This is a genomic window from Desulfosoma caldarium (assembly GCF_003751385.1).
GTDB classification, from domain to species: domain Bacteria; phylum Desulfobacterota; class Syntrophobacteria; order Syntrophobacterales; family DSM-9756; genus Desulfosoma; species Desulfosoma caldarium.
Genome location: NZ_RJVA01000009.1, coordinates 204,912 through 229,530, shown reverse-complemented (window position 1 = coordinate 229,530; position 24,619 = coordinate 204,912). Strand labels below are relative to the sequence as shown.

13 protein-coding genes are annotated in these 24,619 nt (G+C 57.6%); 5 read left to right on the top strand and 8 right to left on the bottom strand.

Annotation, left to right across the window (positions count from 1 at the left end; genetic code table 11):
* Positions 1 to 4 precede the first annotated feature (4 nt).
* From EDC27_RS01675 to EDC27_RS01650, 5 genes are all read right to left on the bottom strand, one after another.
* Positions 5 to 730: an ABC transporter ATP-binding protein gene (locus EDC27_RS01675; RefSeq protein WP_123288881.1), complete on the bottom strand. Its 726-nt coding sequence runs from the start codon at positions 728 to 730 to the stop codon at positions 5 to 7.
* Between the two features lie 373 nt (positions 731 to 1,103).
* Positions 1,104 to 2,969 (bottom strand): branched-chain amino acid ABC transporter ATP-binding protein/permease, encoded by a 1,866-nt coding sequence (locus EDC27_RS01665; protein ID WP_123288879.1) that lies wholly within the window; start codon positions 2,967 to 2,969, stop codon positions 1,104 to 1,106.
* Between the two features lie 5 nt (positions 2,970 to 2,974).
* A complete protein-coding gene (locus EDC27_RS01660; RefSeq protein WP_123288878.1) occupies positions 2,975 to 3,865 on the bottom strand; it encodes a branched-chain amino acid ABC transporter permease in 891 nt (296 codons plus the stop codon).
* Between the two features lie 62 nt (positions 3,866 to 3,927).
* The gene (locus EDC27_RS01655) at positions 3,928 to 4,500 is read right to left on the bottom strand and encodes a 2-oxoacid:acceptor oxidoreductase family protein (RefSeq protein WP_123288877.1); all 573 of its coding nucleotides are present in this window, start codon (positions 4,498 to 4,500) and stop codon (positions 3,928 to 3,930) included.
* Between the two features lie 26 nt (positions 4,501 to 4,526).
* Positions 4,527 to 6,395 (bottom strand): thiamine pyrophosphate-dependent enzyme, encoded by a 1,869-nt coding sequence (locus EDC27_RS01650; protein WP_123288876.1) that lies wholly within the window; start codon positions 6,393 to 6,395, stop codon positions 4,527 to 4,529.
* Between the two features lie 408 nt (positions 6,396 to 6,803).
* Here EDC27_RS01650 and EDC27_RS01645 point away from each other — a divergent pair, with 408 nt between their 5' ends.
* Positions 6,804 to 7,280, top strand: coding sequence for a PaaI family thioesterase (locus EDC27_RS01645; protein WP_123288875.1), 477 nt, complete (start codon positions 6,804 to 6,806; stop codon positions 7,278 to 7,280).
* On the opposite strand, the gene lhgO is transcribed toward EDC27_RS01645, so the two are convergent.
* Genes lhgO through EDC27_RS01630 form a run of 3 tightly spaced genes read right to left on the bottom strand, consistent with a single transcriptional unit; the run spans position 7,190 to position 10,568 of the window.
* A complete protein-coding gene (lhgO, locus tag EDC27_RS01640) occupies positions 7,190 to 8,392 on the bottom strand; it encodes an L-2-hydroxyglutarate oxidase (RefSeq protein WP_211334735.1) in 1,203 nt (400 codons plus the stop codon). The two genes, EDC27_RS01645 and lhgO, sit on opposite strands and share 91 nt — an antisense overlap.
* 44 nt (positions 8,393 to 8,436) lie before the next feature.
* Positions 8,437 to 9,723 (bottom strand): radical SAM protein, encoded by a 1,287-nt coding sequence (locus EDC27_RS01635; RefSeq protein WP_123288873.1) that lies wholly within the window; start codon positions 9,721 to 9,723, stop codon positions 8,437 to 8,439.
* Positions 9,724 to 9,743: 20 nt separating this feature from the next.
* Positions 9,744 to 10,568: a polysaccharide deacetylase family protein gene (locus tag EDC27_RS01630; protein ID WP_123288872.1), complete on the bottom strand. Its 825-nt coding sequence runs from the start codon at positions 10,566 to 10,568 to the stop codon at positions 9,744 to 9,746.
* Between the two features lie 239 nt (positions 10,569 to 10,807).
* On the opposite strand from EDC27_RS01630, the gene EDC27_RS01625 reads away from it, so the two are divergent.
* From EDC27_RS01625 to EDC27_RS01610, 4 genes are all read left to right on the top strand, one after another.
* Positions 10,808 to 12,010 (top strand): THUMP domain-containing class I SAM-dependent RNA methyltransferase, encoded by a 1,203-nt coding sequence (locus EDC27_RS01625; RefSeq protein ID WP_170161510.1) that lies wholly within the window; start codon positions 10,808 to 10,810, stop codon positions 12,008 to 12,010.
* Between the two features lie 74 nt (positions 12,011 to 12,084).
* Positions 12,085 to 12,969 (top strand): hydroxymethylglutaryl-CoA lyase, encoded by an 885-nt coding sequence (locus EDC27_RS01620; RefSeq protein WP_170161509.1) that lies wholly within the window; start codon positions 12,085 to 12,087, stop codon positions 12,967 to 12,969.
* Positions 12,970 to 13,263: 294 nt separating this feature from the next.
* Positions 13,264 to 19,794 (top strand): hypothetical protein, encoded by a 6,531-nt coding sequence (locus EDC27_RS01615; protein WP_123288869.1) that lies wholly within the window; start codon positions 13,264 to 13,266, stop codon positions 19,792 to 19,794.
* Between the two features lie 19 nt (positions 19,795 to 19,813).
* Entirely contained in the window at positions 19,814 to 24,592 is a 4,779-nt protein-coding gene (locus EDC27_RS01610; RefSeq protein WP_123288868.1) for a (Fe-S)-binding protein, read from the top strand.
* Positions 24,593 to 24,619 lie beyond the last annotated feature (27 nt).

Genomic DNA, 24,619 nt, shown 5'->3' with positions numbered 1-24,619 from the left:
AAGCTCACCTCTCCCACTTGTCTTGGTAGTCCCGGCCCAAATACGCCCGCTGAACTTCCTCATGTTCTCTAAGCTCATCGGCCGTCCCTTCCAAAAGGATTCGCCCCGTTTCCATCACGTAACCCCTTTGGCAGATCTCCAGCGCTTGCATAGCATTTTGCTCCACCAGCAAAACCGTGGTGCCGGCCTGGTGCAGCTTGTGCAATGTGGCATAAATTTCTTCCACGATCAAAGGGGCAAGTCCTAGGGATGGCTCGTCCAGCATCAAAAGCTTGGGTCGAGCCATAAGGGCCCGTGCGATGGAAAGCATCTGCTGTTCTCCGCCGCTCAAAGTGCCTGCCTTTTGATTCCTTCGCTGCGCCAGTATGGGAAAGAGGTCGAACATGTGGGGCAGATCCTGCCGAATGCTTCGTCTGCCATGGATATAGCCGCCCAGTTCCAGATTTTCTAGAACCGTGAGGTTGGGAAAAAGCTGTCGAGCTTCCGGAACATGCACCAAGCCTCGTCGCACAATACGGTCCGGTGCTTCCCCGTGAATTGGCTCACCGTCGAAGAACACCTCGCCTTCGCTGCGTCGCATCACGCCGCTGATGACCTTGAGCAACGTGCTCTTGCCCGCTCCGTTGGCTCCCAGCACGCAGACCATTTCCCCCGCGTCCACGTGAAAGGTGACGCGCCGAAGCACCGGCAAAGGGCCGTAGTGAGCGGAAACCCCGACCACCGTCAGCATAGATGGCTTGTTCCTTTAGGCCGAGCGCCGAGGTGCACTGGCTTGAGCCAAATCACGCCGGTCGTGAAAACCGTGGGGACCTTTTTCGTTCACCTGAAAAAACCGACTTCTTACCGTCCGCGCCGTTTCGGACGGCTTCCTTCGTCCGGTTAACCCATGCCCCGGGTTTGATGCCGGAGGGACTCCGTCCTCGCGGTCCGGAACCTTTCGAAGGGCCAATGGCTGTTGCCCCAAGTCCATGGACCGGTGGCTCTTTTCCCGTGCACCACGCGAACGGAACGCACGCGCTTACGGCAAGGCCTCGTTTTTGGGCACGTTTCGAACGTCCTTTCCTTTCTTTTTCGCCCTGGCGTCGCCTTTTCGGGCCCGGCCATCATGGCTGACCCGCTCCGCGGCGGCCTCGCCCCAGGTACGCCTCGATCACCCTTGGGTCCTTTTGAATGGCCAGGGGAGCACCCTCCGCCAGCACACGACCGTGGTGCAGCACCACCACCCGCGTGGCGTAGGCCATGACAATGTTCATGTCGTGTTCCACCAGAACCATGCCCATGCCCACACGTTGGTGGGTGGCGATCCAATCCATGAGGGCTCGACTTTCGTTGGGCGAACATCCTCCCACGGGTTCATCCAGTAACAGCACGGCGGGTTCCATGGCCAAGGCGCGAAGCATTTCAAGAAGCTTTTGTTGGAACAGGGAGAGCGTGGCCGCCGGTTCGTGGGCCAAGGCGGCAAGAGGTGTTTCTTCGAGGAGTTCCATGGCGCGTCGACGAAGCTCTTTCTCTTCCCGTCTTTCTTTGAGCGTGTGGGCCATGGCTTGCAGGAATCGGGACCGGCCGAAGTGATGCATGCCAACCATGAGGTTTTCCAGAACCGTGAGGTGCTCAAAGATTTGAACCGCTTGAAAAGTGCGGCCCACACCCGTACGGGCCACTTCGTGAGCCGGTCGCCGGCTCACGTCCACATCGCGCACCGCCACGTGACCTTCCGTGAAGCGCACCAAACCCGAGACGGCGTTCAGAAGCGTCGTTTTGCCGGCACCGTTGGGTCCGATGACGGCGACGATTTCCCCCGAATGCACCGAGAAAGAAACGTGAGCCAGTGCCTGAAGCCCTCCGAACTGCACGGAAAGGTTGGCCACGCGAAGAACAGGCGTTTCGCCGATGTTTTTGGCTTTCGATGAGTCCGGCTTTCGAGTTGAAGGGCTCAATGCCCGAAACCCCGAGCCGTAAATGGATCGCGCATCGTCCTTTGGGCTGGATGGGCCGCTCATTGAACGTGAAGGCGTGCGATGGCCTGCGCGCCAAAAGGCGTTCAAGGCGGCGGGGAGCAAACCCTGAGGAAAGAAAACGAGAGAAAGCGTCAGAAGCAGGCCGTAAACAAGGACCTGAAAGTCTTCCATGGCGTGCAAAAGTTCCCGCAAGGACGTGAGAATCACCGTCCCCGCCAATCCTCCCCACAGGCTTCCCAGCCCGCCCACCACCACCATGGTGATCACTTGAACGGAATAAAAAATGTCGAAGGTGCTCGGGCTAATGAACGTCATGTAATGGGCATAGCTAAAGCCTGCCAGCCCGGCCAGCATGGCGCTCAGGGTAAACACCTGAACCTTGTATCGAGGCGTGGGCACCCCCAGGGTGCGGGCTGTCAGTTCCTTGTCATGAATGGCTTTTAAGGCACGTCCGATGCGCGAGTCTTCCAAGTTGAGCACGCCGGCAAAGACGGCCAGAAAAACCGACCACGCAAAGAAAAAGAATCGTCGGTCCGTGTCCAGAGCCCAAGGACCTAGGTGCATGCCCGGAATGGCGGCCAGACCGGAGGGGCCCCCTGTCAGCGGTTCCATTTGATTGAGACCGATGCTGACGATGATGTTGAAGCCTAAAGTGGCCATGACGAGGTAATGACCTTCCAGCCGCAGGGTCGGAACAGCCAGAGCGATGCCGAAAAGAGCCGTAACTGCCAGAGCGACGGCCAGGCCGGCCCATAGGGGCCAATGGAGCTGGGTTGTCACGATGGCGCTGCTGTACGCTCCGAGTCCGAAAAAGGCGCCGTGACCCAGGGAAATTTGTCCGGCACAGCCGATGAGAAGATTAAGTCCCAGCACCACCAGGGCATTCAGAGCCATGATGTTGAAAAGGACAAAAAAATAATCGTTGGGCAGTAGAAAGGCCGTCAGACCCAACGAGATGGCGAGGCAAAGGAGCGGTTTCCAGGCCTTGGGGACCAACGGGAGAGAGCGCATAAGGGTTAAAGCCTTCGAACTCGTTCACTGCCGAACAGCCCGGCAGGCCTTACAAACAAGACGGCCAACAAAATAATGAAGGCGAAGGCGTCTTTGTAGGCGGAGGAAAGGAATCCGGCCCCAAAAGATTCCAACAGCCCCAGCACATACCCTCCAAAGACGGCGCCCATGGCACTGCCGTACCCTCCAAGTATGGCTGCCGAAAAGCCCTTGAGTCCCAGCATCAGGCCACCACTATAGCTCATGCTGGTGAGCGGAGCGATCAAAGTGCCGGCCAAGGCGCCCATGGATCCGGCCATGCCAAAGGCAAGGGCCGTGACCTTGGGGACCGAAATGCCCATGAGAACCGCTCCGTAAGGGTTGTCGGCGGCGGCGCGCATGGCCTTGCCGAGTAGCGTGTGCCGATAAAAGGCGTAGAGAAGCCCTAAAATAAGGAGGGAAAGGCCGATAATCCAAAGCACTTGAGGCACAATGGCGGCAGAGCCCACCATGATGGGAGTTTCCCTTCCCAGAGGTGGCAGAGCATGAACGTTCTTTCCCCAAACCAGCATGCTGGCGCCTCGAACACTTATGGAGACACCAACGGTAATCATGACGAGTACCAGAACATGGCGATGGCGGGCGTGCCGCAAAGGGCCCCGTTCCAGGGCCAAGCCGCACAGAGCCCCGAAAAGCACGGCGCCGGCAAGAGCCGCAGCCATGGGCACGCCCAGTTTTTTCAAAAGGGTTCCGGCCATGAGCGCTCCGAGCATGACAAAATCGCCCTGGGCGAAATTGACGATGCCGGTGGCGTTCTGGACCATGCAAAACCCCAAGGCGATCAGGGCGTAGATGCTCCCGTGAGTGAGTCCTGAGACCACAAATTGGGGTATTTGTTGGAAGAGAGAGACATCCATAGCCGGGCTAAACTCTTTGACGAAAAGTCTCTAGGCCCACATGTTTCCATGACAAAAACGCGTCAATCCATGCGAGCCTCACTTGCTGCCTGTGCGCCTGCTTCCAAAGCCTTGAGGCTTAAAGCCGCCCTCGTGCCGGCCGTCTGAGCCAGCACGGCGGTAAGATCTTCAATGGAGCAGAAAAGAGCCCCTTGGGCCACCGCATAGCCCAGAAGGACCATGTTGGCGGCCACCGCATTTCCAAGCTTTTTGGCCAGGCCCACGGCATCGATGTCTCCGGGCGCTTTGGGGGGCGAGCGATGGCAAAACACCTGCCCATCGGGGCGAAGCAGGTAGCCGTGGGTCTCCAGGCTCTCTTGGTGAAGGGCCAAGAGCACATCGGCGCACCCCGGACGAATAAGAGGGCTTGTCAGAGGCGATGAAATGAGGGCGTCCGTGGTGCAAGGCGCCGTATGGGCATCGTAGGTAAAAACTTTGAGGTGGCCGATGACATGGCCGCCCCTCTGAGCCATACCATGGGTTTCGGAAACCAAAACAGAGAGATCTTTGCGCAGAGCCGCCTCCGCCAGGAGTTTGGTGACGAAAAGGACACCTTGTCCTCCGAGACCGCTGACGGCGATTTGTTGCTGTTGCATGGTGTTTGTCCTTCTCTATTTGTCCATCACGCGTCCGCTGAAGGCTTGACGATGGCTTTGTGAGGGCACACCTCCACACAGACACCACATCCGGCGCAGAGATTGTCGTCAATGGTCACGGCCTGGTTTTCCCCGTGGAAGATCAAGGCCGGGCATTCGAAAAACTTGAGACAAAAACCGCAGCCTTCGCACTTTTCAGTCACGATGGGCTGTTGTGGGCGGGGTTTGCGGCCTTCATGTCGGCTGTGTTCCATGAGGCACGGCCGTCGCGCGATGACCACGGCCATGCCGCCGTTTTCCGAATCTTGGCAATGGGCCTTGGCTGCCTGCAACAGTTCCATGAAGCCGGTAACGTCGTAAGGGTCGCCGACACTCACATGGTTAACGCCGCAGGCCTTGGCCAGGGCTTCCAATGAAACGGCAGGCACCTTGGTTCCATCGGCCGTGACGCCGGCAGCCGGCGTGGGTTGATGGCCCGTCATGGCGGTGGTGCCGTTGTCCAAAATGATCACGGGAAAGCGACACCCTTGGGTGACAGCGTTGATCAGGGCGGGCACGCCCGCGTGATAGAAGGTGGAATCACCGATGGTGGCCACCACGTGCCGGCTCTCTTGACCCGCATCTCGATACGCGTGGTAAAAGCCGGCAGCCTGACTGATGGAGGCTCCCATGCACAAAACGGTGTCCACGGCGCCCAGGTTCAGCCCCAACGTGTAGCAGCCGATGTCACTGGCATAGATACCCTTGGGAAACACTTTGCGAATGGCAAAAAAGGCTGCCCGATGTCCGCAGCCGGCGCACAGCGTGGGCCGTCGCCCAGGAGCCGGGGGTGGACTTGGCGCGGCGGGAGAAAGATTCAAGAAACGACGCAATATATTTTCCACGATTTCCGGCAGCAGTTCCCCTTCCTTGGGAACGTGCCCGCTCCATCGTCCTCTGACTTTCTTTCGATCCCGAATCTGCCCTTCAATCACCGGCTGCGTTTCTTCCAGAACGAGAATCTCCGAGGCGGCTTCCAGAAGCTCGGAACAAAAGTCTTCCGAAAGAGGGTAGGGCATGGGCACTTGGTAAATGGGGACTCGGTCCCACAGGTTCAGGGCCCGAAGGATTTCTACCGCATGAGCACACACGGCTCCGGAAGTCACCAGGACTTTGTCAAAAGGTTTGATTGCCTGAGGTTCCGTGGCCTCACGGAGCGCGTCGGCATTGAGAAGCCGAGGCTGCCAGAGGGCATCGCGGGAGATTTTTTCTAGTTTTTCATTGAGCTGCTGATGAAGCCGATAACGGAACTTGGGCGTGGCCGCCCATCGACCCGGGTCCTTTTCAAAGACGGGCTGAACCACATCCGTGCAAAAGGCTCGCACAGCCATGTCCTGCCTCGCGTGGCAAACTCGAGTTGTGGGACGAAGAATGACCGGGATCTCATAGTGCTCGGAAAGGGTGTAGGCCGAAGCGATCCACTCCCGAGCTTGGGACGGTAAAGCAGGGTCCAACACCGGCAACTTGGCGAACATGGCAAACTGCCGCGTGTCCTGTTCCGTTTGGGAACTATGAGGTCCGGGGTCATCGGCCACGATCAGGAGAAACCCTCCTTTGACCCCCGTGTAGGCGGCACTCATGACAGGATCCGCGGCCACATTCAAGCCCACCTGCTTCATGGCGGCGGCAGATCGCCTTCCCGCGTAGCTGTTGGCCAGAGCCGTTTCGACCGCCACCTTTTCATTGACGGACCATTCCAAATGGCATGGCACGCCGTGGTGTTTTTTGAGCTGGATCAATGTGGCCATGATTTCCGAAGCGGGGGTTCCGGGATAAGACGTGGCCATGGAGCAGCCCGCTTCCAGGAGTCCATGGGCTATGGCTTCATTGCCCAGCAGTATTTTTCTCTCGACCACGAAAAACTCCTGTCTTTCCTCGTTCATGGTTAAAAAAACCAAAGGCCGTGAACGGGCGCGCCGTCCACGGCCTCAAAGAGCCACATTTACGGCTCCAGGGTGGACGGTCCGCACGCCGCCTTTTCCACCACCATGAGCCGCTCCGAAGACCAACCATAAAATGCCGCGTCATCATTGCGATCCGTCCGCCATGATGTGCTTCATTCCCTTTTCAACGCGCTCCGTTTGTAGCAAAAGACATTCTCAAGGGTCAAGAGATCCTCAGGATGCCTGGCCCCAGGAACATTGGCATGGTGGAGTGTACTTGAATGAAGGGGACTTTTGAGGTTTCGGGGCCCGTGCCGGCTTGGGCTATGGTTGGGTCGAGTGCCCGGCGGTCTTAAAAGAGGAATCAGGAGGGGGAATGACATGGACGACGCGGTGCGAGCTTTTCTGACGGAAAAGGTGGCCCAAGAACCCTATGCCCGCCATTTGGGTCTGCGGCTTGTGGCCATGGACACCGGCTACGCTTTGGTGGAAATGGATTTCGATGAAAATAAGCAAAATATCCACGGCCTGGCCCACGGCGGCGCCGTGTTTTCGCTCATTGACGAAGCTTTCGAGATTGCGTCCAATTCCCACGGCATCATGGCGGTGGCGCTCAACATGAATGTGACCTACATGGCTTCCCCGCGCCTCGGCACCACCTTGCGGGCGGAAGCCACGGAAGTTCACCGCACGGTGCGAACGGCGAGCTACCAGATTCGTGTCACCGACGCCGACGGAACCCTCATCGCCATGTGCCAGGCGTTGGTCTATCGCAAAAAGGACAAGGCTTTTGCGGCCACCACGTCCCCGATGGCCAAGGAAGACGTGGCGGCGGGCGAAGGCGCATTGAGCACATGAACCTGGCCGGCTTCAGCTATGATGACGAAATCGTCCAAAAGCCTGCCGTCGGAACTCAGGGCTTGAGCTCGAACCCCGGCACCTCCAGGTGCCAGATCCTTCGCCGTGATGTCCGGCACCAATTTTTGTAAAGCTTTGGCAAAGAGACTTTTTGAAACGGATCGAATCATTTCCTGAAGGCCCGTTTTCCAGTACTTGCGCGCGAGTTTGAAAAAGCCTGGATAGGTCAAGGTTTCCAGGATGTCGCGCCGTTGAACGGTGGTGCGGGTGTAGCCTTCCCGTGCCCAGGCCAAGACGGCATTGGGACCCGCTTCCACAGAACCGTCGATGCGACGTGTGAAGTGCACTCCAAGAAAAGGAAATCTGGGATCCGGCACCGGGTAGATGAGGGATCGAACCAGGTGACGGCGCGCTTTGTGAAGGCTGTAATATTCCCCGCGAAACGGAACGATGCGACACGGGGGTGTGAAGCCGCCAAGGCGGGCCACGCGGTCAGCATGTAAACCGGCACAGTTGATCACGAGTCGAGTAGAAAACTCCCCTTTGGAACTGACCACGACCGTGGTGCTGCGCCCTTGGTGCATGCCAACGACCGGCTGGGCAAACAGCAGGCGGCCGCCTCGAGCTTCGACCTCTTGGGCCAGCTTTTGGGCCACTTGACGGAAATCCACGATGCCCGTGGTCGGAACCCACAAAGCGTGAAGGCAGCGGACATGAGGTTCGATGTTTCGAGCTTCCGCAGGGGAGAGAAAGGCCATGTCAGGCACGCCATTGGCCGTTCCGCGTCGCTGCAATTCCTGAAGCCGTTTCACTTCAAGGGAGTTGGTGGCCACGACGATTTTTCCGCAGATTTCAAACGGAATGGAGTGGTCTCGGCAAAAATCCACCAGCGCTCGGGCTCCTTCCATACACAACGATGCCTTTAAGGATCCGGGGCGATAGTAAAGGCCCGAGTGAATGACCCCGCTGTTATGCCCCGTTTGGTGTGTTCCGGGCTTGGCTTCCTTTTCCAGAACCACCACATTCAAAGACGGCATGCGCTCCAGAAGCCGATAGGCCGTGGCAAGACCCACAATACCTGCACCGATGACGATCACATCCTGTTTTTTCATCGTCCGCTCCATTTTGGTCAACGAAACGTCGACCGTCGCCTCCCTCACGCGTCGGGGTCCAGGCATGGATTAAAATAGCCGAACCGAAGATCGGGAAAGCGGTCCTGAAGCATGTCCAGGACGCGCCGAATGCCCAGGGGTTTTTGAACAGGTCTGAAGCCGATGGATTTCAAAATCCATTCGGGATCGGCGTTGAAGTTGCGCATTTGGATGAGGTCCACTGAAGTTCTTTCCAGTAACGCGCACAAGGCGCGCACCTCATCCGGATCGTCGGTAAAGCCGGGCAAGACAAAATAATTCAGAGAAACAAAAAGGCCTCGCGATTTCATGATTTGAATGGATCGCACCACATCGTCAAAGCCGTAGCCTTTGGGTCGATAATAGGCATGGTAGAAGGCCGGTCTTGCCGAATTGAGGCTCACCCGCAGACTGTCCAGCCCCGCATCGGCCAACCGGGCGATCACGTCTGGAAGACTGCCGTTGCTGTTGCCATGAATGGTTCCTCGAGAGGTTTCCCGGCGTATTTGTCGAATGGACGCTTCCAAGGTTGCCCCTTGTAGCAAAGGTTCTCCTTCGCAGCCTTGCCCGAAACTGACCACAGCTCGAGGGGCCTTGCGCAGGTGAGAGACGGCGACTTCGGCGATTTCATCCACCGTGGGCACGAACCGTATCCTGTCCTGGGTGGCGCACAGGCCCGATGCTTCCTGAAGACTGATGCAGCCTAGGCATCGCGCGTTGCAGGAAGGAGATGTGGGAAGCGGGGCCTCCCAGCGGTTCATGAAAAAATTTCTGGCCGCCGGGCACCCATAGGTGAGGGCGCAGCGGCCCAGGTGCTGCACCAGGCGGTTGGTGGGAGCCTGCCGCATGCGCCGCCGAGCGTTCCGAGCTATGGTCTCGGGGTCGAAGTGCTTGAAGTCCTGCCGGGGATCGGGATCGATGCGCAGGGCCGTGGTGACAAAGCCCCCTTGTAACCATCCCACGGCCGTGTAAGCAAAAAGCGGCAGAATGGGAGCATGGCGGTGCGTCTTGTAGGCGGCGCTGTAGAGCTGCGTGTGTGCCGGAGCGACGAAAGCCGCCACGGCCTCCACCGTGTGTCGAGGATTGTAGGGGTCGTGCCGAAGCACCACAAACTTCCTTTTTTCTCGGTCATAGCCTACGGGAAAACGGCCAGGCAGTCGAAAAAGTTCGCTGCCTTGAGGCAACGCAATAAGGTCCGCGGGCGAAGGCCGTGTGAAGCGCCCCGCGCTGGATGCGGCCATTTCCAAATAGGGATGTTCCAAAATGCGGCCGGAATGGTCGGCGTAGAGCAACAGAGGACGGTGGGTGGCCATGGCGGGCTCTGCGAGGCTCCTTATGGGTTTTCCAACAGATCTTGGAAGGACAGGAATTCGACTTTTTCCGACAAGCGCAGTTGCCGAAGAAGTTCATCAAGAAACGTGAAGGCAAAGGATGTCATTCTTTGGTGATGAATCATGATCCCTGCGGGCGTATCCTTATTCAGAGCGGCACGGAGTTCTTGCAACAGGGCGGCATAGTCGGCAGGGCCGTCTTCGTGTTTGCGGGTGTGCAGGTCCACGGCAATGCGCAGGTTTTTTAAGCGTCCCTTGTTTTTTCCGGCCTTGGGCAGAGGATCCATCGTCGAAACCGCCTGAAATCCCAGCTGTGCGAGCACTTCCAGGGTCGTGGCACTGCAGCGGTTCCACGGCGGTGTAAACACGGGAAGAAGGCGGTCCTGAAAAATATTCAGAAGTTTCATGTTCCCGCGCCAGATGTCCCTCCATTGCTTTTCTAAAGGGCGCTGATGACCGAACTCGGCCTTTTTCCCCGTTTTTTGCCAGTTTACATGCCGCCATCCGTGTTGATGCCATCCCCAAAGGTTTTCGTGGAGCGGGGCGGACGCCAGAATGCGCGCCGTGCGCGTTTCGGTGAGCCAGGCGGGGACGACGGCCAAGGCCAGGGGCACACCGTGTTCTCGAAAGAGGGCGCACAGGGCATCAAAACTGTAACCCGCCGCGCCGATGTCATCGGCGCGAAAAAAAAGGCGGGCCTTGTTTCCGGAGGGAAGCCGCTGCACCAGGTCTTCTAAGCGTTCGCGCCAGTGAGGAAGAGGGCTACGCCACAGTGCTGAAAACACGCGGGGTTTGGGCAGGCGCCGTCCCTGATTGACTTCGTCCATGGCTTTCGCCTTTCTTGACGCCGTGGCAAAAGCTCGCTAGGAGCTTGTCTGGCGGCATTTTGACGTGCGAAGGATGTCCATAACTTCCTCAGACCGTTACCTCGAAACGTGTCTGAAAACGCCTTCTTGGTCTACAGGATGAAGCGCACGAACGCAATGCTTTGCACGAATTCTTCGAGGTTGCTCATGGTTACATGGGCATGATGACCGCGCCAGAGGCCAAAACTGCAGGATTTTCCATGGAAAGGCGCTTGCGCACGCATGTGCGAGCCAAGGTGCACCGTTTTGCCGCCTTGGTGCCTCAGGAACTGGTCTCCGTATGTCGCCGGGAAATGGAAAGACTTGACCTGGACATCCTAGAAGAATCGGAAGCGGGCATCGAATTTCAAGGCAAACTGGAGGCCTGCTACCGGGCGAACCTGTGGCTGCGCACGGCCGGGCGCATTGTGTGTCGGTTGGCTTCCATAAAAGTGGGCGCGCGTGAAGAGCTTTTCGCCAAAACGGTGCGCCTTCCGTGGGAATTGTGGATCGATGCCGGCGTGCCCGTTCGCGTCGATGTGTATCTCAAGGGAGCTCGGCTCAGGCACAGTGGCCTGGCTCAAAAGGCTTTTCAGGATGCTTTGCAGCAGCGGTTTAAGAGTCTGGGGCGTTCGGTGTGCTTTCTTGAGGGGAGCCACGGGGAAAGGAAAACGGAGGAAGATGCGGTCCTCGAGGGGGAGGGTTTTGTTCAGCGGATTCTTCTGCACGTGGAACACAAGCAGGGCGTCATCAGTTTGGATACCTCGGGAGCGCATCTTCATCGAAGAGGGTACCGAATCCGGCATGCCGGAGCGCCGATTCGAGAAACCTTGGCGGCCGCTTTGCTGCTTCAATCCGGCTGGACCCCTCAAATGCCCTTTGTGGACGGCATGTGCGGATCCGGCACGGCCGTCATCGAAGCAGCTCTTTTGGCCGCGAACATTCCACCCGGGCGACGTCGGCGGTTTCTCTTTCAAAAATGGCCGTCCTTTCAGGAAAAGACGTGGGCGTATCTTTTGAAAAAAGCCGATGCCGGCACGAAAACTCCAAAGCCCGGGACATTGATCGGCGTGGACCTGGATGCCAAGGCGGTGGCTGTGGCCCAAGAAAATGCCCGTCGAGCCGGCGTGGGCGAGTGGGTGACGTGGCACGCCATACCCTTTGAGCACATGGATCCTCAACGTTGGTCTTTGGCTCCCGGCCTTGTTTTCTTGAATCCCCCTTATGGCGTCAGACTGGAAGCCGATCGCACCCTTTACGAGCGCCTTGGGCATCATCTTGAGCGCTGTTTTCGGGGCTGGAAAGCGGTGGTTCTGGCCCCCCATCGCGAGCTTCTCATGTTCAGGTCCGTGCGGCCTCGAAAGATTCGGCGCCTGCGTCACGGAGGCTTGTCCATATGCGTGGGTTTCTATGACCTGTCATGAGGATGCGTTTAAAACAAGGTTAAATCGTTCAAGAAAAAGAAAGCGATGGCAAGGCGGTGAAAAAGGAGTCGGCCGTGTCCATTCTCATCGAAGAAGCCGCGCCTCGAGACGGCCTCCAAAACGAAGCGCGTGTGCTGAGTGTTCAGGAACGAATTCAACTCATTGAAGCTTTGGTGGATTGTGGCGTGCCCCGCATTCAGGTCGGCTCCTTTGTGAACCCTCGAGCGGTGCCTCAGATGGCCGACACGGAAGGGGTGGTGCGAGGTCTTAGGAAGAGAAAGGGCGTGGTTTATCGTGCGTTAGTTTTTAACGCAAAAGGTCTGAAACGGGCCGCCGCCTGCGGGCTGGATCATGTGGCCGTGTTCGTTTCGGCGTCGGAAACCCATAGCCTGCGCAATAGCGGCTGTGACGTAGCGGAAGCTCTTCGCAGAGCCGAGTCCGTAGTGCGCGAAGCCAAAGCCGGCGGGATTGTGGTGCAAGCCGGTGTGATGAACGCTTTTGGGTGCCGTTTTGAAGGCCCGATTCCCGAAAGTCGCGTGCTCCGGGTGGCGGCCGTTCTTGCCGAAGCCGGTGCGGACGAACTCTGTCTTGCGGACACCGCAGGCTGCGCAAACCCTCGGCAGACCGAACGCCTCGTGGAAACCTTTTTGAAGACGTTTTCCGTGCCCTTGTCGCTGCATCTGCACGACACTTTTGGCTTTGGACTGGCCAATGTGTATGCCGCCTGGAAACTGGGCGTCACGCGCTTTGACGGGTCCTGTGGCGGCCTCGGCGGTTGCCCTTTTATTCCGGAAGCGGCGGGAAACATCGCCACGGAAGATTTGGTGCACCTCTTTCACGCCATGGGAGTCCCGACGGGCATCGACCTGGAAAAGCTCACGGTGGTTCGAGGTTTTCTCGAAACCATCGTGCAACGTAATCTCTCGGGGCGCTATGGCCGCACAGGCTGCCGCCTATAAAAAGTGTGTTTCGATGACCATGTGAAAAAATTTCTCTTGACGGCGACGCCTATTCTTCCTGTATTGAACGTACCGCTTGGCGACGGGCCACCCATTGCCTACCCCTGATGAACGGCCCGGTGCATTTTTTCCAGAGAACCACATCGTATTAAGCCGCTGAAGTTCTGTTCCTGCGCGTACTGTGAAACGAGCGTTGTCGGCGCTCTACGGCGGACTTCTTTTTTCCTGCGACGGTGCCTCATTCTTTTTCCCACCTCTTTTTGTCGGCGGCCGAAAAAGCACGAAGGAGAAGCCATGCAGGACGCTCTATTTCCTGGGATATCGAGTCGAATCATTCCGAAAGACCTGATGGAGCGATGGCGGCGAGCCGAGACGGCTTCGTGGCCTGTTCGTCCGGAGGGTGACGGTTTGGGAATGTGGATGGAAACTCCTCAGGGCCGATACCGCATTCTTTCCGAAGAATGGCTTGGACCCGGTGTGCGTCTAGGTTTGCTTGGCGCCCGTTATGCCCGCGATGGGCTTCGACAGGATGCGCCACGATCCATGGCCGCCTTCCTTTGCCAAAGACACCTTGCCCACGGCCGCTTTTACGCCCTCATGGTTCAGGCGGCTCAACGAACATCCGAAACCCGGGGCGTGGCCGTCTTTGTGCAAGATGCCCAAGGGGACTATGCGCTTGTGGACAGTCCTCTGGACGACTCGACCCTGTGGCCATTTGTCCTTGTTTTTGCCCAGTTAATGGGCCTGCGTTCCCAGGATCCGGCTCGATACGACGACTTCGGGGATTTCCTGGTTCTGGGTGGGCACAACCTGGTGGAACGACACAGTACGGACAAGCGGGTTCGATACGTGTCCCGCAAGATCCGCGTGGACAAGGCGCAATGCACGGGATGTTTGCAATGTGTGGGGTTGTGTCACGAGATGCGGATTCATGTGAGTCCGACAGGTATCGAACTTCTTGGGGCTCAGGAAGACCACTGCACGCACTGTGGTCTATGTCACATGCGCTGTCCCCACTTGGTTTCCGTTCCTTACACCGCGGACCAGGAATCGCCGTCGCGGCGCCGCGCATTCGTGGATTACGGCATCGGCATTCGGCTCTATGGGAATCATGTCGCCGCCTGGGAACGGTGGCTTACGGCGTTGGAAAAGGACGGTTCGGGCCCGTACCCGTACGCGGTGCAGTCTCTCGCCTTCCGTCGAGGCCCCTTAGGATCCTGGCCGGAAGAGGCCATTGAGCAGATCGTCCTCACACCGGTGCCTCGGGATGAATGGCCAGGGCGCGTTCCAGGAAGGGGATTGACCGTGACCTTCTTTTTCAACGGCAACCCCACCTGCCTGATTCGACCGCGATTTACGGCCGGCCTTCTATGTGTCACCGAAGACGGCCTTGTGGAACAGGACCTTTTGGCGGCGGCTTTACATGCGGGGCTTGAAGTGCGAGCCACGGGGCTTTTTGATAGACCCGTGACGAATTTTCGGTCACCCACCCTGGGATCCTCCTCGGTGACGCGAGTGCATGTGCCGGCCAACGAGGTGACCCGGTGGTTCAAGGAACAGGGCTTGTGGGACGGCCGATCCATCGGCCGGCTGTGGCGTGAAGGGGACATCGACCTCATTCTTGCGCCGCGATACGAAGACGTGCCGGCAAAGGTGCATGCGGAAGTCCTGCGAGATGTGGGAAGGGAAGGGCTCATTCTGAGTCCGCACCTGCCTCAGAAACATCCGGTGACGAAGAGCCCGTTACTGAACGGGCTGACCAGGCACTTGCAAGAGATCTTTTTGCGGCACCCCGAACTGTTGCAGGAGGAAGCGACCATTGCGCAAAAGCTTCTCAACGAGCTTCCTCAATCCGCGGCACAGCTTCATGCCCGCTACGGTCCCATGGCCTTTGCGGGGGGACATTCGGCGTGTCCGTCTTGCGCCGAGGCGCAGGTGCTAGCGATACCTGTGGCCATGGCCATAGCCATGAGTTTAGCCCGCGGCGAGGTGCCTCAGGTCGCCTTCACGTGTGAAACGGGTTGCATGAGCGAAACCCTAAACAAGATGAACGAAGCGGCGCAGAAGGTTCCGGGAGGGCGGACGGTTTTTGGGGGTGGTTTTGCCTTTGGCGAAGCCATGAGCCAGGTGTTGGATCGTGCCGTGCGCATGGGGCTTTTGAAAAAGGGGCGGCGCTACGTGGTGAGCCAAGGTGGTGACGGTGGGGCTGTGATCGGCCTTCCGGCATGGCTTAACGCCCTGCGCCAGCAGGCTTTTCTCATCCGACAACGGTGGCCCAACGTGCTGCATTTCATCACGGTTACCGATACCCAGGTCTATTCCAATACGGGAGGGGAAAGCTCGGCCAGTTCGCTTCTGGGCATGGGAACCTTGACCACACCCATAGGAAAATTCCTCATGGGCAACCAAAGGGTCCAGTGGACACTCATTAATCTGGCAGCGGAATTTCCTGGGGTTCTTGTGGGGATGGGGCACAGTGGGGATCGAGCCGCTGCCCAAGAGTTTTGGCTTCTCGCGGACCGACTGGGACAATCCGCCATGCGATGGGACGTGACCCCGTGTCCGGAGACCGGCAAGTTTTTCGGGCAAGATCCCGACGATTACGCCCGCATTATGGCCCATGCGGGCATGCTTCCCGAAGTGGTGTTTTACGGCCGATACCGCAAGCGCGTGGCCCCGTTTCATCCGGAAGATCGGGGAAAACCTTACGAAGAATGGCGTATGGATCCCAAGCCGGTGCTCTATTGGATCTCCAGGGATCCCCGCTACAAAGCCTTGCTCAAGCGCGATGAGGACACCGGTCAGTGGGTGCCCAGAAACGCTTTGGCCCGATTCCTCATCATGCAACTGGAAACCTACCGCGATCAAATGAACTGGCAGATCGACCTAGAAACTCGCTTGATCCTTCAGGCCGAAAGACGAGTGCGAGCCTTCATGGACGATCTGAGGTCCCAATGGGCATCGGCACGCGTGGACGGCAGGGCCTTTCCCTACGCGGTTCTTTTCGACGACGACGGCCGACTCAAACCGCATTTTGCCGAAACCCTGGAACGGGACATGGTGTTACGGCTTCTCGGACAGGAAACCGGTGCTCGGTATGCGGATCTTCGAGACGGGTTTCATGATGAAGACGAAAAACGGTGGCGTGCCGTGGTTCGCGCCCTAGAAAGCCTGGAAGCCTATGAATCAGGGTTGGAGGCATTTGGCGATGAGGAACAAGCCTTGAACCGATGGCGCAGGGAAGCCCGCGCGGCCTTGGAACAGGTCCACAAAGCTTATGCCAGACTCCGAGATGCCGCCCGGGCTTTGTGGGAAGCCGATCCCATCGGCAAGGAACTGTTTCAAACGGACAACGAGCTCGACTCCTCGGCCCAGAGCCAAGAGGGCCTTACAGGGATTTTGTTTCAGATCTTGGATCGCCTTTTGGAAGAGCGCACGTTGGCGGCATGGACCGAACTGCAACAATATCGTTTGTCCCAACAGTTGCGTAGGGATTTTCTGCAAACCGGGGGGCTGATTCGTGTTCAGCATGTTCAGGCTGCTGGGCATGAGCGGGAAGCGCTTCGACAGGTGCTTTCCCGATTTGGACCGTTTACCATCGCCGTAGCCAGTCTGGCGGGCGATCGTGGCATTGCCATCAACCGTGTCTTTGCCCAGTTTCTCACCGCCAAAGGGTGTTGGGCGGGAATGTCCTGGCAGTTCGGTTCTTCCAAAAGAGGCACGCCGGTCCTTTCCGCAACCTTCGTGGACAGCCGGCCCCTGGAAAGAAAAGACGCCATGTTCTCCTTTGATGCCCTTGTGGTGGTGGTGACCAACTTTGAAGAAATGAAAAGAGATCCGCACATGCTCTTTGGATCCCTGCGAGTGGGCGGAACAGTGATCGTGAATCATTGGGACGAGCCGGAACGGCTCTGGACGGAAGTGGTGCGTTTTTGTCCGGAAAACCTTCGAGTTGCGGTGATGGCTTTAAGGCAACAAGCGTTTCAGGACGGCGGATGGTCCCCTGAGCGTTTAGAGTTGGAACTGGATCGGGCATTGGGCACGCCAGGCGGGGAGGCGGCATTCCCAGAGCGTGATCGACTGCGTACCTTATGCCGCGCCTTGGTCTCCTGCCGCATGATCACCGTGGATATGGACGGCATCATGGAACGGTTGTCCGGACGGTCCGGGATGGTGTCCAACCTGGTGGCGGTTTCGGCCATCTTTGATGCCCTGGTGCATGCCGGCCTTCCCTTCAACTGGGATAGGGACAAGGGGATCCTCACTCGAGGATTTCCCGGCGCCGTGCTCAAAAACCCCGAGCTGCTCGCCCTCTACGAAAAGGCCATGGACAGGGCTCGAAGCGAACGGCACGAATGGCCGTCGCCCATCTTGACGAACGTTGCCACGGGTGAGGAAGTGCCCGTGAAGAGCGTGCGTTTGTCCGGGTCGAGGGCCGAAGCGGATCGGCGTGGTTGTGCGGACGATCCCGGGGATGCCCTGATGATCATGGGCGGGACATTGGCCGGCATGGTTCTTTCGCAGATTGCCCTGCCCGAACATCCTCTCTTTTACGTGGGTTTTCCCATCACACCGGCCGGCAATCCCTTTTATGCCATGGCCGAAGCTTTTGCCAACGGACACCCCTACATCGTCGTGGATGAACTCAACCCATCGGAAAAAGTGGCGGCGGAAAAGCTCTTGGGAGTCGCGCGCACCGGTATGTTTCTACCCGTCACCTTTACCGCTTCCCAAGGCTGGCGGCTCTTTACGGAAATCATTCCCCAGTTCGTTGGAGCGCGGCTGGAAGGGCTGTTTCTTCTGGCCAAGAGAGCCTTGGCGGCGCCCAATTTGAACATTGAAGAGAGCCACACAGATTTCATGAGTTTTCGAGACGATGGCGGCATCATGTTGGCGCCCAAGAGCATACAAGAATACGTGCCCTGTTTGTACTTGGCTCGGCTTTTAACCCACTTTGCCAAGTTGCCGGTCATCTTGTCCATTGGTGGCATTACGGACACGCACAAGATCGGGCTTGTTCGAGTGCCCCCTGATGCCGTGGTGCGCCGGTGGTTGACGGAAACGCTACAAGGGTTTGATTTCTCGGAACACCGCATTGTGAATGCAGATGGGCACCGGGTGGTGCACGGTCCCAGTTGTACGGCCGCAACGTATCAGGAAACGCAAAGCGAGGTGGAAAAGGCCCACGAGATGGTACGCTGGGTGTGGCCCAAAGCCGTGGAGGCCGTGAGGCGTTTGACCGGGGTTCAGCTGCATCCTTTGGAGGTGCGTGTGGCCGGCTCAGCTTTCGAAGAAGCGTCCGTGCCCACCACGGACAGCCTGAAAACCCTCCTCGTTTTGCAAGGATCCTTGTTTCCCAACGCTGTGGAGGCTCTGCAAGAACTGGAAGAGGAGGGCTGGCGGGGCATGGGGTGCGTGTCCGTGCGGCTCATGAATCCCTTTCCGGAAGAAGAACTCCAGCAATGGCTGAAGGGCATGCGAGCCGTGGCCGTTCTGGATCGGTCCAACAGTTTCGGATCTATTCCGCCGTTAGCGTCCCGCGTTTTCAACGCCTGTGCTCGCTTGGATCAGGGGGCCAAGGGCCCACCTCCGGCGGTGCTGCGCAGCTTGGTGGGCGGTTTGGGCGGCCGCGAAATCACGGTGCCGGAAATGAAAGAGCTCTTGCTGTCAACTCATCTGCTTTTCAGTCCCCTGGAACCTTGGGAACGGGAAGCTCTGAAACACTGGATCCAGGAAGATGACACGCTGAAGGACTGGATCGAGGAACTCACGGCGCTCCACATAAGAGCTCTGGCACGGCACACGCGGGTTCCCAAATACTTTCCGGGCCAGGATCATGAAGCGGAAGAGTCCTTTAGAAAGCAGCTGCATCGGCGCATCATCGCGCGCGACTATGTGGGGCTGCTGGCCCACTACAATCAGGTGGAGTTTGTGGGACCGAGGGAAGTGTACGAAGAAACCGAGCTTCGCCGGCGCCTGATTGTGGAACTGGAGAAGCGCTTGGCTCGTCTGGCGGCGAATACGGGCCGCAGTGATGCGCGCCGCGCTCTGGTGTTGCTTCACTACGGAGGATCGGCCGAAGACAGGGAAAAGGCTCGCCATCTTCTTGCCAAATCACCCAGGGAGTCTGTCTCGGCAGCGCTTTTGCGCCGGTTCGGACTGGACGCGGACGCCCTTCCAGGAGCTTTTCAGACGGAGAGCCCGACTGGGCCTTTGGGGGAGCCGCTTTCGGTCCATTCCCATGCCGTCATGGAAGAAGCCGACAAGCCAACCTCCACGCCATGGACGTGCGTTTTGGAAGACATCGAACGGGAAATCGCGGCGCTTGTCGCCGTGCCCTTTGAAGCCGAAGAGGCAGCTCGCATAGAAAAGGTTGTGCGCCGTCTCGTGAACCTTTCCTGCCGCCGAGCAATGTTGCTCAATCCCGAAGACTACGATCGTCTTCTCCTCGAATTCCTGGCTCAGGACGAAACATCTCAGTGGAGCCGCCTGCGCACAAAGATTCCTCAAGAATTGATTGGCCATTTGGAAACGGAATACCTGTGGACCTATCGCGATGTGATTGATCGATGGGTGCAGCGGGAAGTGATCGGCAAACTGTACGCTCCGGAAATCGAAGACTTTTTTGAGGGGCAGGGTCGAGGGAAACTCCAAGCGTTCTTAAACGGGCTTTCGGATTCGTTGAGTCCTAAACAGAAACGGCACATGGTGGAAGAATACGTGCGACGCCACGTGTTGGTCGGCACCACAAAGACTCAGGACTTTTATCTAGAATATTTTCGAACCTGGGTGTGGCCCGACCTCAGTGGCCAGGGCGCCATCTAAGCACAGAACGGGGGAGACCATGGGCATCGAAGGATTCACTCCACAGCGTTCTCTGGAACAATTCTACTCCGGCCTTTTCGCCGAATGGGAAAGCGCCCTGCGAAAGACGGCGAGAGAGATCACGGGGACCCTTGCCGAAAGGTTTGAGTTTGGAGAAAGCCTTCAACACCTTAGCGTCGCAGTGGTTCAAGCCATTGAAACCTTGCACGGCATCGACAAGGTCTGGAACACCGATGCTGAGGATGTGGATCCTGAAAAAGTATGCCTCGGCGCCGTTCGCCATAGTTGGTTCGAAGCGGGGGATCCTTTGGAGCATGCACGGCGTGTGGGGTCTTTTGCGACCCAGCCGTGTGATCTTCTTCCTTGGGTGCGTTGGTTTCTTCTTGTGGAAAACTATCATCGCACGGACCCCGCCTTTCATGAGCGCCGTCTGGACCGCTTGCGCTATCTCAAGTCGGAAAACCCCGAAGCCCCCTGTGTCACCCACGAGGATGTACTTCTGTGGCTGGAACACCAGCTTCTCATCAACGAAAACGAACCGCTTTCCACCATCGCTCACAAGTGCGCCAACCAGTTGCGTTATCGCCTCGATGCAACTCTGAGGCCGGACGTGGCGCTGGAAGCCTTTTTTTACCTTCTGCTGCGATGCCACCAGTTTTGCCTGGCCGAGACCATGACGGATGAAGACACAAAACGGCTTCAATCCGTTTTGGGATGGCGTCGTTTTCTATCCTTGACGGATGTCATGCTCGTCGTGATTCAGCGTGTGGTGGAAAAAGAACCCCTGCCGGATGCGGTTTCGATCCTCGAAGGCCTCATGGCCGACGGTTTTCGTATACGGCATGCAAGCTTCAAGGATCCCTACGAAGCCGATGTGGTGCCCCCTGAAGAGACCGCGCGTTTTGAGGAAGCGAAACTGCGCCTATTGACGCCCATTCAAGAACTGCACGGTTCCCTGGAACAGGATTGCGCCTCTGTGTTTGAGTTCTGGCAGCAGCAGCGCGCCAAAGTGCTGGACCAACTCCTGAGCGAGATTCGGGAACTCAGGGAGATGATTGTCCAACCCTTGCCTCGAAAACACGCAATCGTTCAAAGTCTTCGCTTCTTCACATCGTGGTCTCTGGCCGGTTTGAAAGACATGCCCTATGAAGAGGGCGTCAATGCCTTGAAGGATCGGGTGCGCACTGCGTTTCCGGAATACCTCGTCAAAGCGCTGGTGCGGCAGCGCCGTGGCTACGAAGTGGCGACGCGAAAGGAGCTGGCACATCTTCTGGAACGAGAATGCCGTTTGCAATGGGAAAGCTTCCGGAAAAAGCCGGGTTCTCGAACTTTTGGAGAAGCTGATTTTCATGTGGCCGTTCGCACCGAGGTCCTGGCCCATGGCCCCACTGCTGCGCCGAATGGCGCTGCGGACCCCAAAGAGTTACAACGGGTTCTGGACGCCTTGGGCGAACATGTGGCGCGTTTCAAGACCTCTTCGGCATCATTAGACGCATCTTTTTGCTTGGGGACTCCCACGACCTTTCCCCCCACGGGAACACCCCTTGAATTTGTGGAGCTTGTTCGTGAGATCGTTCCCTGGTCAAAGGCATGCCGCAGTGCACCAGCTTTGCAAAGGCTTGCTCCTAAAAAGGCGTTCAGCTTTTTTGAGCGAACCGTGGCGCGATTTGCCGAAGCCTTTTACAAATTGGTCGTTGCGCAGTGGAAGAAAGCGCAAGGCCACACGTTGCATCTCTCCATGGACCAAGTTCCGGCATTGGCCGCCGTGCTGGTTCCTCCGTGGGCAAAGGTTACCCAAGGCCTGGCGCAAAAAGCTGTGCAAAAGTTTCAAAACAAAGCGACCTCATTGTATCGACGTCTTAACCATCCCGTGTGCCTGAATGAAGAAGAAGTGGGCGTGCATTTAGCCCATTTCATGGTTCAGGAACTGAAAGCCGACGTGTTGCAGGCCGCGGAAAAAGGCACTCTGGACGCGGTGCGCTCAGCCCTAGTGGGAGAATCCCAGCGCCTTGTGCTTCCAGGGCAGGTGCGCCAGAAGATGGTCCCGGAAAAATTCCTGCTGCAATGGGCGGGGATTTTGAACGGTCGATCAGGGGATGAAGGGTTTACAAGAAACCTGATATCGATCTTGCCGGGATTGGATTGCGGCGCCTGCGGCGAAGCTCGATGTGCCGGTTTTGCTCTGGGGTTGGCGCAAGGTCGACGGCGGGTGAACGAGTGCGTTCATCTTGCGGTCGTTGAAAGGGAGAGACTTGCGCAGGTTCTTAAGGCCCATTTAGCGGAAGCCTCTTCACAGGATGCGGTCGGTTCTGCTTACGAACTTTTCAAAAACCCTAGCGCATGGAGGCGCCTGGGAAAAGACCACGCGGTGCGCCGTGCGGTGACCAAGGTGCTGGATGTGTCGCACCAAGAGGTGCGCCGACGGGTCATGGAAAAGGCCATGTCCCGCTGGCGCACGCTGGAATCCAAGCCCGGTGTGTGCAAGAGACCGGATTCCGAAGCCTTTTATCAAGCCCTTGTGGAAACCATCGGGTATGAAGCCACGGAAAAAATTCGGCCTGAAGAGCGGCACTGGTTGACTCAAAACGGTTCCGTGCGGTTGGAAAAGGAATGGGAGCGCCTTAAGGACCAAACCGATTGGCTGGCCTTGGAACGACGTATGGTGTCCGGCGGGCCGTCGGTTCAGGAGGCCCATCCCGAGATTCAGGCTGAGCGATTCTATGCCTCCGTTCCTTACCTCCACTTACTGAGCGCGGAAGATCGGCAACGCTTGCTGGCGCATCGGCTGGAGCGTTTTGAGGAACAGTTTTTTGAGTGGTGGAATCAAGATCTTCTCGCCATGAATCACCCTCGCTACCGAATCGACAACTGGGAAGAATTCTCCAAGGTCGTGAAAAACGCCTACTGGCATCAGGAAAACTTTCCTCCCCCTCGGCGCGTGGCAGAAGAGCTTCTTCAGGAAATGGAACAACGAGGCGACAAGGAGATCTTCTTTCGGGATGTGCTGACCTCATGGGTTCACGATGGAAGAGAGTTCAGGCCAGAAGGCGACGCGACGGGTGCGGGGAGAACAATCCCCAGCGCGGTAATTGACAACCCTGCGGCCTTAAAAGCGCATGTGGAAAGCATCTGCCGCGATATGGTGCGTCGTGGAGACAAGACAGGTTTGGGCCTTGGTTCGCTGAACAGAAATCGCCTTCGGGAAATGGCCTGGCAAGCGTTTCAAGCATCGAAGGTGACCTTGGCCGAAGAATTCTTGCCGGCCGAAGGTGAGGCTTCGGAACACGAGCTCATTCGAAATCTTATCGGTGAAGTGTTGGAGCGGCAGGAACAGGTCAGGCGACTGGCCGTTCTTGTCGAGGAGGCTGTCAGATCGAACCGCGCGGAACAGCTCCCCGCCGAGGCCCTTCGAGCCTGGCTGCTCGAGGCGTTGCATGGTGGCATGGAGCCACCGAAAATTCTGGAAAAAATGTTTGGTTGGTTTCACCGCTATCCTTCATGGAAAGATGCCCTGCTCCTGGACGTTCTTCAGAAAATGGTCGTCTTGGTTCGATGGCGCCTTCTTGTGGAAGCTTTTTCAGGGGTCGTTCTGGAGGGCATTCCGGACACGGCTATTGGGTGGTACGAGACCGCGTTTCCTCGATGGATGAAAGAGGTGGAAATGGCCGTGCGCCGCTACGCCGACTTCGACCGAGAACGGCTTCTGCATTACCTCTTCGTCTTGGCCAAAAGAGAGGGGGATTTGGACGTGATCACGGCTCTGTTGCGAGAAATCCGCGAAACTTCCGATATCATTGAAGCGGCGTGGCTCCAGTTTACCAATGATCGCCTCACGGAAGCCTTGCCGGTTCCCTTGGCCAAGGGCTTGGGGGCTCGCTACAGCCTTTTAGTGAATCGCATGAAGGATCTGGAACCCGTACGTCGATGTTTGCGCCAAGGGGTATCGCGAGGAGAAAAGCCCGATGTGGCGGCTGCCGTGCGTGAACTGCAGCTCTACATGCGGTTTCACATCGTCCAGCAGGCAGCCGAAGCCATGAATGAAGAGGCCTGCTTTGAGGCCTTTTGGGACGAGGGGTACAACCTGGAAGGGTTAAGCAAGGACGAGCTGCGTCACGCCTTTACCCGTGAATGGGAGCAGAGAAACCGATGGCGCAAGGACCGCATCTGGATCATGACCATGGCCGTTGCGCGACGGCTGGCATCCCAAAGCCATGAGCTCTACGAAGCCGACAAGGCCTTTTCCAAAATTCGCCAAGGTTTGCTTAGAGGAGAGGGCTTTGAGCACGCTCGGGATGTCATGCAGCGTCGCGGCATTGCCTTGGGAACCCTCAAGGAAGCCATGTACCGGGAATTGTCGGAACTCCTGGAAAAGGAGCGCATGGAGTCCTTTCGAAAGCGTATCCGTCAGATTGTGCATCAATTGGATCGCAAAAGGCTTCGCATTGTTCAGGCATGGTATGAAGGTGCCATCGATCGATACAGTATCTTTCATGTTCTTCGCCAGTACCAAAAACGACCGAATCCCCCTAGCGATGAGGATTTTCGTGACTTCTTTATGGAGCAATGGTTTCAGCGCATCGAGACTTTGAGGGCATCGCATCGAGAGGACCGCGAGGATCGCATTCGTGAAGTGGATGAAGGATTCCAGGTTCTTCTTGGCGTGTCACCGCTGGCTCTGGAAAAGGAGGCGGAAAGGGAAGCGGCCGAGGCGTGGAGCGGCTGGCTCCAGGCGTCTCAGCAGGAAATGACACGGCGGCTCTGGACCATGGGCGATGCCGTGTCGCCCGTGAGGATCTAAAGACTCGATAAAGGATGGAACGCAAGG

Coding starts and splice junctions, on each gene's coding strand:
- EDC27_RS01625 (WP_170161510.1), top strand. CDS start 10,808: ATGGAAAGGCGCTTGCGCACGCATGTGCGAGCCAAGGTGCACCGTTTT.
- lhgO (WP_211334735.1), bottom strand. CDS start 8,392: ATGAAAAAACAGGATGTGATCGTCATCGGTGCAGGTATTGTGGGTCTT.
- EDC27_RS01675 (WP_123288881.1), bottom strand. CDS start 730: ATGCTGACGGTGGTCGGGGTTTCCGCTCACTACGGCCCTTTGCCGGTG.
- EDC27_RS01655 (WP_123288877.1), bottom strand. CDS start 4,500: ATGCAACAGCAACAAATCGCCGTCAGCGGTCTCGGAGGACAAGGTGTC.
- EDC27_RS01630 (WP_123288872.1), bottom strand. CDS start 10,568: ATGGACGAAGTCAATCAGGGACGGCGCCTGCCCAAACCCCGCGTGTTT.
- EDC27_RS01610 (WP_123288868.1), top strand. CDS start 19,814: ATGGGCATCGAAGGATTCACTCCACAGCGTTCTCTGGAACAATTCTAC.
- EDC27_RS01645 (WP_123288875.1), top strand. CDS start 6,804: ATGGACGACGCGGTGCGAGCTTTTCTGACGGAAAAGGTGGCCCAAGAA.
- EDC27_RS01635 (WP_123288873.1), bottom strand. CDS start 9,723: ATGGCCACCCACCGTCCTCTGTTGCTCTACGCCGACCATTCCGGCCGC.
- EDC27_RS01660 (WP_123288878.1), bottom strand. CDS start 3,865: ATGGATGTCTCTCTCTTCCAACAAATACCCCAATTTGTGGTCTCAGGA.
- EDC27_RS01665 (WP_123288879.1), bottom strand. CDS start 2,969: ATGCGCTCTCTCCCGTTGGTCCCCAAGGCCTGGAAACCGCTCCTTTGC.
- EDC27_RS01615 (WP_123288869.1), top strand. CDS start 13,264: ATGCAGGACGCTCTATTTCCTGGGATATCGAGTCGAATCATTCCGAAA.